Consider the following 8,831-nt stretch of genomic DNA (forward strand, 5'->3'; position numbering starts at 1 on the left):
TGAACAGCATCAAGGATTTCATCTCTACTTAAAGGTGCTTCTCCACCTTTTTGCATGGAACAGACATGGTTTCCTTCATCAGTTACACCAATAGTTATTCTAGCATCCAAGATTTCTTCCTCTTCTAAAGAAGGATCTAAAATCAAGCCATTGCCGATTTTTACAAAGGTGGATAAAGCTAATTTGTCTCTGATTGGTAAATCCATGGTTTCATCTTCAGATAAGACAACTTCATCATCAATGTATTCAGCAACAGGTAATTTAGTGTTCATTAAAGCTGCCATTACAGCAAGGTTAGATGCATCAAAGAGATTTCCATCGTAATCGATTACATGCAAGTCAATGAAAAGCATCCAAACTTTTTTACCTTCTTCAATACAAAGCTTTTCTAAGTCCACTAATTCACTTTCACGAATTCCACGGTCCACTACACGTGCAAGTTCAATGGATTCAGGGCTAGGTGGACCTGGTTCAAATCCAGGAGCAGCCATTGGCAATAATTCACAATTGGTCATTAAGACCCCTAAATTAGGAGTGTCCCCAAATGGTTCACCAATAGTTGGCTTTACACCTACAATAACTTGAGTGTCCCCTAATTTTACTCTTGCAGAACCTTCTGCCTTTTCAATCACATTAGGTTCAATGAAAATATCTCTTCTTTCATCAAAAGCTCTTCCATCAGCTCTTTTACCATCATTTATAAGTCTTGTAATACTTTTTCTAGTAATTTCTGGTACAATATCCATATTTTCACAACCTATTCAGAACTATACCTGTTCTTTAAAGCTTCATGTTGGAGTTCGCTAATTTTCATACATCCTTCCATAGCTAAGTCCAAAGCTTCTTCAAATTCTTCTTCAGTTAAGTTACCGTCTGCTTGAAGTAAAGTAATTTCACCGGTTCTTGGCATGATAGCGATAGGAACGTCAGCTTGTCCTTCCTTATCCTCTTTTTCAGATAAGTCTAAAACGATTTGGTCATTTACCTTACCTGCAGCACATCCAACTACAATATCTTTCATTGGAATACCTGCATCAGCTAATGCTACAGCAGCTGCAGTGATTCCTGCACAACGGGTTCCTCCTTCAGCTTCAATTACTTCAATTGAAACATCAACCATTGATCTTGGGAATGATTCCAACATTAAAGCAGGTCTGAGTGCATCAGCAGCAATTTTGGAAATTTCAGTTGATCTTCTATCTGGACCAGGTCTTTTACGGTCATCTACTGAAAATGGAGCCATATTGTATCTTACTCTAATTACACCAGTATTAGGTTTTAATAAACGTCTGATATAGGATTCTCTTGGGCCGTATACAGATGCTAAGATTTTATTTCCACCAACTTCCAAGTAAGCAGAACCATCTGCTCTTTTCAAGACTCCAGCTTCAATTTTAATTGGACGGAGCTCATTGTAAGCTCTGCCGTCAGCTCTTAATTCTTTGTCATTTGAGATAATAAAAAACACCTCTTTAAAATCACATTCATAATTAACAATAATTATTAAATTTTTAATTCAACAGCTTAAATACCTCTTCCTTGTGAAATGTTTAAAGTAGGAGATTTAGAATTATCTGCATGACTTAAATCAAAAGAAGATTTATTGTTCTTTTTTTGCTCATTGATAAATTCATAGGTATCCATGAAATTAGGCTTTTTTGATTTTTCTTCTTTTTCTTCATCTTCAGAATCTTCTTGGGAAGCAAGTTCTTCAACTTCCTCTTCCGGAGCTTCTTCATCTTCCACTGCATCTTCATCTTCAGAATCTTCTTCTACAGCTTCTTCTTCAGAATCCTCTAAATCTTCAGAATCTTCTTCCACGTCTTCTTCATCTTCAGAAATAGCATCAGAGATTACATCTTCCAATTCTTCATCAGAGATATCGTCTTCAAAGTCTTCGATTTCTTCTTCAGAATCCTCATCATCTAAGTCTTCCTCATCGATATCTTCGTAATCTTCTGTTTCATCATTGAAGTCTTCCACATCATCTTCGAATTCCTCTTCTTCAGAATCCTCATCATCTAAGTCTTCTTCTGAGTCTTCATCGATGAATCCTTCTTCAGCTAATTCCTTTTCAACTTCATCTCTGAAATCTTGAAGTTCAGGTTTTTTCAAGCCTTCTTCAAAAGCATCCTCTTCTTCCACTTCTTGTTCTGCTTCTTCAGCTTCTTCCTCTTCTGGAGGCAATTCGCCGTCAATAAGTAAACAAAGCTGGTTTTTAATTCTGTCAGTTAAACCAGAGGTATGAGCTTCTTTTTCGATTAACTTGATAATGTTCTTGACGATTTGTTCCATGTCTTCTTTACCTTTTACCCAAACAAGACCATTTTGACCGACTACAATCTTACAACCGGTTTTATCCTTGATCATGTTGATCATGGAACCTTTCTTACCAATTAAACGAGGCACTTTTGTTGGAGCGATATCTACGATAACTCCGCCTTTGAATTTGCCCATTCCACGGCCTTTTAAACCTAATTTAACCTTTTTAACTTCATCAACATCGACGATTCTTAAGAAAAGAACATCACCAATGTCAAATACTCTACTCAATTCCTTTTTCTCTCTTCCGAATACTTCAGATGCAGGTAAGATACCAGAGTATGGTGAGTTAATGTCTACTCCCCACATGGAAAATCTGACATCATCGATTTTACCAATAACCACATCTCCTTTTTTAGGAAGATATTTGCTTTTCAAAGGAATTACACTAATTTTCTTATTCCTTAAAGAAACTAAACCTAAGAGTTTGGAACAAATTTTCCCATCATCTTCAAAGGTTCCTCTTCCTGGATAATAATCATCCTCTGCTAATAATTCTCCAGGAACAACTAAATCTTTTTCATTCACATATATCATACATATACTTCCCATAAGAGTATATTAAATTCAACTACACACCTAAATTAAAACACCTATAACGTTAATCCAATTAGTCTCTTATTCTCTAATCAAATTAAAATCCATAGCCATTTATTGCTATAGATTAAACATATAGCTAATTTATTAATTTAGTTTCAGCTTCTCCTCCTGAGATAGAAGCCATTTTATGATTAAAATCATCTTGAAGACCACCAGGCATTTCCACAATTCCAATCCAAGAACCATCTTGTTGCCATTCTTCATTTACAATTTGTCCAAATGGGCGAATTACAGAATAAGCATTACCTGCTGCTGTGCTTGGCAATCTAACAGCCATTTTAACTTTTTCAAATTTAATTGGGATTAAAACTTTAATTGCTTTTAAAGCTATTTGAACCTGTTCATCAACAGATTTAAATGCATCGACTTTAACTTTAGCTTCGTTCATAGCATTTTCAATTCTCATTACTGGATGTGGAAGACCGTTTTGAGGGTTAATTCCTTCTCTTGCTATTTTAGCAATGACTTGTTTCCTCTTGTCCTCTTGCATTTGCCTTCTTTGTTCAGCAGTTAATTGAACATGCCCTTTTAGAAGAATTTGACTAGCCACTTCCAAAACATCAGTAGTTCCAAATACCTTTTCCATTGCTTCCTCAGAAGCCTTGTCTCCTTTTTTGGAATCTTTGAATATTTCTTCAACAGCCAATATTTCTTCAATTTCAATTTCTTTTTCATTATCTGGATTTCTAAAGTCTGCAGCTAAATCAGGATCAACTAAAATTTCAAATTTTTCTCCAAAAGATTCTAATCTTGCAATAATAGCATCATCTACATTTACCATGCTTACTCACCAAAAACCAATTAATTTGATATTCTTTTTAATACATTTAAAAAAACAAAAAAATGTATGAAAATTTTTAATACATTAATAAAAAAGTAAAAATGAAAATGAGTTCAAAATGAACTCAAAAACTAAAATAAAAATTTAAGATAAAGTTAAGAATGTTAAGAAAACTTATGGATTATTTTCAAAACCATTTAGATTCATTAAATATGCTTAACAATCATCCTTAAATGTTTATGTTCACTTAAAAGTTTTTCTGTAAGAACTAGCTTAAGTCCAAACTTTGCAGTTTTCCTAACAGTCTTACTCTTCAGAACCTTCTTCACCATCGCTTTCTTCAGAAACATTTTCATCTACAACATCTTCAGAAGTCTCTTCGAAAGCTTCATCTTCAGCAGTTCCATCTGCTTTTTCTTCGACTACTTCTTCATCCTCTTCCTCAGATTCCTCTTCCTCTTCTTCAGCATTTCTCTCAAGAAGAGCTTCGACATACTCAGATACTTCATCATCAGATAATTTTCTGTAGCTTTGAGTATCTACTTCAATGACAGCTATTTCAACGCTTTGAGCAGTGGTTCTTCCTTCAGTAGCTTCATAAAGTGCATCTAAACCTAAGTTGATTGCATCCTCTAAGCTAATGTCGTCTTCATATCTTTCCTCAAAGACATCCATAGCTGCTTGTACACCAGATCCAATAGCAGTGGCCTTGTATTCAATTAAAGCACCACTTGGGTCTGTTTCGAATAATTTTACTTCTTCACCGTTCACTCCACCAATGATGAGTGCTGAACCGAAAGGTCTTACACCACCATTTTGAGTGTACATTTGTTTCATGTCACAGATTTTTTTAGCTAAACCTCCAACAAGAATTGGTTCATTATAGGTTATTCTGTTAATTTGAGATTCAATACGTGCTCTTTCGATTAATGCTCTTGCATCAGCTACAAGACCAGAAGTAGCAGCACCAATATGATTATCGATTTGGAATATTTTTTCAATAGATTTTGCTTCAACTAATCTGCTTACAGTTCTTTTATCTACAATGAGAACTACACCTTCTTTGGATTTAAGACCTAAAGAGGTAGTTCCTCTTTTTACAGCTTCTCTTGCATATTCTACTTGGAAAAGTCTTCCATCTGGGCTAAATACAGTAATTGCTCTGTCATAGCCCGCATTTTGTTGTTGTAAAGGTTGCATTTAATATCACCTATTTTCTATAAAATTTTAAATTTCACAAACAAATTACTTAATAAATTACATATTTTATTTAAAATCAATCCAATTTATCTAAAATTACACAGCATAATTACTTTATCAAATAATAAATAAACTAAATACTTTTTAAATTTATTCTTAAATTTAAAGATTATGCATTATTTAACTCATTTCATCTTATTTTAATCTTATCTTATAAATTACAGCCTTTTAAAAAGAATAAATAAAATATCGGCCATAATTTACTTTTAAACAAATTCAAATTAATTTTAAAAAATAAACCAAACATTCTGTTATTTGGTAATATGTATTTTATTGATATTTCTGTCAATACTATATTATAATAAAGTTATTTATAAATGTTTTTAAATTTTTTATTCTTCATTGATTTTTCTTGAAAAGAAAAAGAGAAATTTTTTAAAAAAGAAGGTAGAAAATAAACTAAAACTAAAAAAAGATAGAAAATTACAAAACAAAGTTAAAAAAAAAAAAATTATTGGATGTTATCCTCACCAATGAATTTGGAAATTCCTGATTTGACTGTTCCTGAAACTCCAATTGTATTGATAGCTATTTTCCTTTTATTTTGCCTTGTTAAAGTGGATAGTGCAACCCTTACATCATTTTCATAAGATCTTCCACATCTTAATACTGTCTTATAATTGAAAATAGCTTCATTGTTTTGGGTGCTTTCTTCAATGAGGTAATGTCTCATGACCCATAAGTCAAAGTTGCTTGAATGGTTCTCTCCCCAGTATCTAATGCAAGCATCCCAGCAATATACCAACATGTCTTCCTTGGATATTTCCACTTCTGACTTTACATCAAGAACAAGATAATGATGGTTTTTCCTAAGTGTTGGAGGCAATACCTTTAGTTTCATTGCTCATCCTCCTCTAAATAATTTTCAATATCTTCATCACCAATATCTTCAATTAATCCCAAATCCTCATCATCAATCAAATCATCATTGAAGTCTTCATCAAAGTCTTCAGATTCATTGAATTTTTCCAAATCACTCTCAAGATTGTCATAAGTGTCAGTGAAATCATCAGCATCAATACGTTTCACCCCTTTAACAATCATGCTTTTTCTTTCCTTATTGAAATCAACGATTAGCTTAGGATAATAATAAAATCCATTGTATATCTCTTCATTGCTAAATCCAATGGACTTGAAGAAGGATACAATATCTCTTGTAGAGCGGACATCATAAATTGATTTGGAATCAGTTGTAAGAATCAATGGGAACTTGAATTTACGATGAAACATAAGGATTTCCTTAAAGCTGCTTATAACATTAGCCCTGTATCTAAGATGGTTGTTTAAAATATCCCTGAAGCATAATTCAATAGCTACATTGTTTCTTTTAGCTTCCTTAGCCAATACATGATTCATACCGGAATCTCTTCTCCTATAGTAAGGTCTTGACAATACGTCAATCCTATGGTTTTCACAAACAGCACGATTGATCTTTAAGTCCCCGCCTAAACAGCTAATGTAATTGGACTTGTTTCTATATTTATTGATAATTTTTCTAATTTCATTGGAATTGGCATTTAGGATATTAATTCCTATAGAAATCTCAGCATGTTCAAAATTAGTTTTTTTGCTTCTATAGGTTTGATTGAAGTCAACTAATGACAATTCACCAATCAATTCATCCTTATACTCAAGAGCATTCTCAAAGTTATCAGGAGAATAATTCAAATTAAGATAATCCCAACCGAATTTATTGGCTTCCTTTACCAAAGCCAAATCATTTTCGTAATTCTGTCCTCTTAGATTCAAGTCATAAAATTTCATATGATTACCTTAATTCGCTTTTTAAAAATAATTTTTTTAGAATAAATGTTAGAAAAATTATTAGAATAATTGTTTGAATAATTGTTAGAAAAATTATTAAATAGTTAAAATTATTTATATTTTATAATTTATTATTAATGCTTAAAATAGTTTCTAATCATTCTTGATGTTCTCAGGAAATATTTCAGAGATTTTTTTGATAGCAACTTCCTTTTTAGCAGGATATGCAGCTATTTTAATCTTTAAGTGAATGCTGTCCCCACCGTCAAGAATTTCCCACTCTTCTTCTAATGCCTTTTCCTTAGATAGCCTTAAGAATAAATTACCCTTTTCATCCATTTTCCTATCTAGATCATTATACAATTTAACAAGCTGATCTTCTCCAATGGAGTCCACAAGAGTGTTTAAGAATTCCTTTGTTTCCCTTTTTTTGGAAATGGTTCCAGTTAAAATAAGCATTTTCTCTTCCAAAAGACCTTCTGCCTCTTCCACTTCAGGTTCTGCAGTAGGCAATATATTTAAAAGAGCTTCTAAAACTTCATCTTTGTCCTCATTTTCGTAAATAAAGACACGATATCTGATATTATGAATCATGATTAACAATCCCAATAATAAAATTAATTTAAATTTGATTAAAATTATAAAATAAATGATAATAATTGTAAAAAAAGTATAGAAAATTAATAAAAATAGTTTTTAAAAAAATAAAAAAATAAAAAGAAAAGAAAAATTAAAAAAAGATTATTTTAATCTTTTTTCACTACCTTTTCCTCTATTTCTACGGCCACGGCCTTTTTTACCAGCACTGGTTAAGCCTCTGAGAGCTCTGCTTCTGTGCTGACTTTCACAAATCCAGTTGATTTTAGGGTCGTTTTTAATAGAAGGACTTTGTGGGTCTACTAAGATTACTTCAAAGTATTTGTATTTTCCATCAGCCCATACCCAGTAAGAGTTTAATACTTCCATGTTAGGGTATTTTTTAGCTACACGTTCCTCACCGATTCTTTGAATAGACTTAGCCATGGTAATTTTGTTTACACCCATTCTTTTTGGTCTACGACCATGTTTGAAACGAGTTTTCCTACGTCCACCACGTCTAACTTTTACTCTTACAACCACGAAACCTTTTTTAGCTCTGTAACCTAATGATCTTGCACGATCAATTCTGGTTGGTCTGTCGATTCTAGTGATTGCAGGTTGTTTCCTCCATTGAGGAACTCTTTGCCACATAAGTTCTCTTACATAAGACTCATCTGGATTTTTCCATGCATCTCTAATATATTTGTACATCATTTAAATAACCTCTTGTTCAGCTTTTCGCCACATCCAAAGGACAATATTTAAAATGTTTATTTTGATTAACTGTATTAGTTTAAATAGAGTAGTGAATAGCTATTTAATTATTAATCAAATTCTAAATATTATAGTCCATAAGAGTTCAATAATTCTGTTAGAATCTTGCTATCAAACAGCAAATATACTAACATATTATAATATTTAAGAGTAATCATTTAAAAAGTTTTTGTATTAAACAACTATTTTTTTAATAAAAAAAGAAAAGAATAGAATAATTAAATTAAAAAAAATAAAAAAAAGATTAATAAAAAAATTAAATATATTTGGTTGAACCTTTTACAGTCCTACTATCTAATCCCTCTGCTTCACAGTATGGACATCTATTATCTGAACCAACAGCCACCCTACCATGAGTTGTACAGTATCGGGTTTTTGTAGTACCATCACCAGCTCCTTGATCTGAAGCTTCAACATGCTCGGAATTAGAACTATCTGCTGTTCTATCAGTCAAATCAGCTAAGGATTTAAATTTAGAAATTTCACTACCAGTTAAAACGCCATCACCATTAGCATCCGCTTCATCAAATGTATTTCGAATAACTGTATCAGATGAACCTTTCATAAAATTACTAGCTTCAACAAAAGTCATTTCATTATTAGAACTCTTGGAATCTGATTTAATAGTGCTGGTCGAGTTAGTTTGATTGATAGAAGTTTGATTATTATCGGAATTATCACTTGAATTAAATACATCAGTACCTAAATAAAGGAAAGCACCTACAATAATTCCTAAACATATTATAATAGT

General features: G+C 32.2%; 9 protein-coding genes and 1 pseudogene. All 10 read right to left on the bottom strand.

What is annotated here, in order from left to right; all coding sequences use genetic code 11:
* The coding region (gene rrp42 / locus VW161_RS08195) for an exosome complex protein Rrp42 (RefSeq protein ID WP_304103459.1) at positions 1-746 on the bottom strand (746 nt) is incomplete at its 3' end.
* A gap of 11 nt (positions 747-757) precedes the next feature.
* Positions 758-1,468 carry an exosome complex exonuclease Rrp41 gene (gene rrp41 / locus VW161_RS08200; protein WP_295607562.1) on the bottom strand — a complete coding sequence of 237 codons (711 nt, stop codon included), beginning with the start codon at positions 1,466-1,468 and terminating at the stop codon, positions 758-760.
* Positions 1,469-2,181: 713 nt separating this feature from the next.
* A pseudogene (rrp4, locus tag VW161_RS08205) lies at positions 2,182-2,859 on the bottom strand (exosome complex RNA-binding protein Rrp4); the annotation flags it as partial.
* A gap of 139 nt (positions 2,860-2,998) precedes the next feature.
* The gene (locus tag VW161_RS08210; RefSeq protein WP_325192906.1) at positions 2,999-3,703 is read right to left on the bottom strand and encodes a ribosome assembly factor SBDS; all 705 of its coding nucleotides are present in this window, start codon (positions 3,701-3,703) and stop codon (positions 2,999-3,001) included.
* Between the two features lie 306 nt (positions 3,704-4,009).
* Positions 4,010-4,903 carry an archaeal proteasome endopeptidase complex subunit alpha gene (psmA, locus tag VW161_RS08215; protein WP_325192907.1) on the bottom strand — a complete coding sequence of 298 codons (894 nt, stop codon included), beginning with the start codon at positions 4,901-4,903 and terminating at the stop codon, positions 4,010-4,012.
* 511 nt (positions 4,904-5,414) lie between these two features.
* Complete coding sequence (locus VW161_RS08220) at positions 5,415-5,804, bottom strand: Rpp14/Pop5 family protein (RefSeq protein WP_304103453.1); 390 nt, start codon at positions 5,802-5,804, stop codon at positions 5,415-5,417.
* Positions 5,801-6,727 carry a ribonuclease P protein component 3 gene (gene rnp3, locus VW161_RS08225; RefSeq protein ID WP_304161991.1) on the bottom strand — a complete coding sequence of 309 codons (927 nt, stop codon included), beginning with the start codon at positions 6,725-6,727 and terminating at the stop codon, positions 5,801-5,803. Before rnp3 ends, VW161_RS08220 begins: the two co-directional genes overlap by 4 nt.
* A gap of 153 nt (positions 6,728-6,880) precedes the next feature.
* Positions 6,881-7,321, bottom strand: coding sequence for an RNA-binding protein (locus tag VW161_RS08230; RefSeq protein ID WP_304103448.1), 441 nt, complete (start codon positions 7,319-7,321; stop codon positions 6,881-6,883).
* 147 nt (positions 7,322-7,468) lie between these two features.
* Complete coding sequence (locus tag VW161_RS08235) at positions 7,469-8,017, bottom strand: 50S ribosomal protein L15e (RefSeq protein ID WP_304103462.1); 549 nt, start codon at positions 8,015-8,017, stop codon at positions 7,469-7,471.
* A gap of 319 nt (positions 8,018-8,336) precedes the next feature.
* The coding region (locus VW161_RS08240; RefSeq protein ID WP_325192908.1) for a hypothetical protein at positions 8,337-8,831 on the bottom strand (495 nt) is incomplete at its 5' end.

Origin of the sequence: Methanobrevibacter ruminantium (genome assembly GCF_016294135.1) — an archaeon.
Classification (GTDB): Archaea; Methanobacteriota; Methanobacteria; order Methanobacteriales; family Methanobacteriaceae; genus Methanobrevibacter; species Methanobrevibacter ruminantium_A.

What these genes read in the sequence shown, in the direction of transcription:
- VW161_RS08210 (WP_325192906.1), bottom strand. Translation starts at nt 3,703, where the DNA reads ATGGTAAATGTAGATGATGCTATTATTGCAAGATTAGAATCTTTTGGA.
- psmA (WP_325192907.1), bottom strand. Translation starts at nt 4,903, where the DNA reads ATGCAACCTTTACAACAACAAAATGCGGGCTATGACAGAGCAATTACT.
- VW161_RS08220 (WP_304103453.1), bottom strand. Translation starts at nt 5,804, where the DNA reads ATGAAACTAAAGGTATTGCCTCCAACACTTAGGAAAAACCATCATTAT.
- rnp3 (WP_304161991.1), bottom strand. Translation starts at nt 6,727, where the DNA reads ATGAAATTTTATGACTTGAATCTAAGAGGACAGAATTACGAAAATGAT.
- VW161_RS08230 (WP_304103448.1), bottom strand. Translation starts at nt 7,321, where the DNA reads ATGATTCATAATATCAGATATCGTGTCTTTATTTACGAAAATGAGGAC.
- VW161_RS08235 (WP_304103462.1), bottom strand. Translation starts at nt 8,017, where the DNA reads ATGTACAAATATATTAGAGATGCATGGAAAAATCCAGATGAGTCTTAT.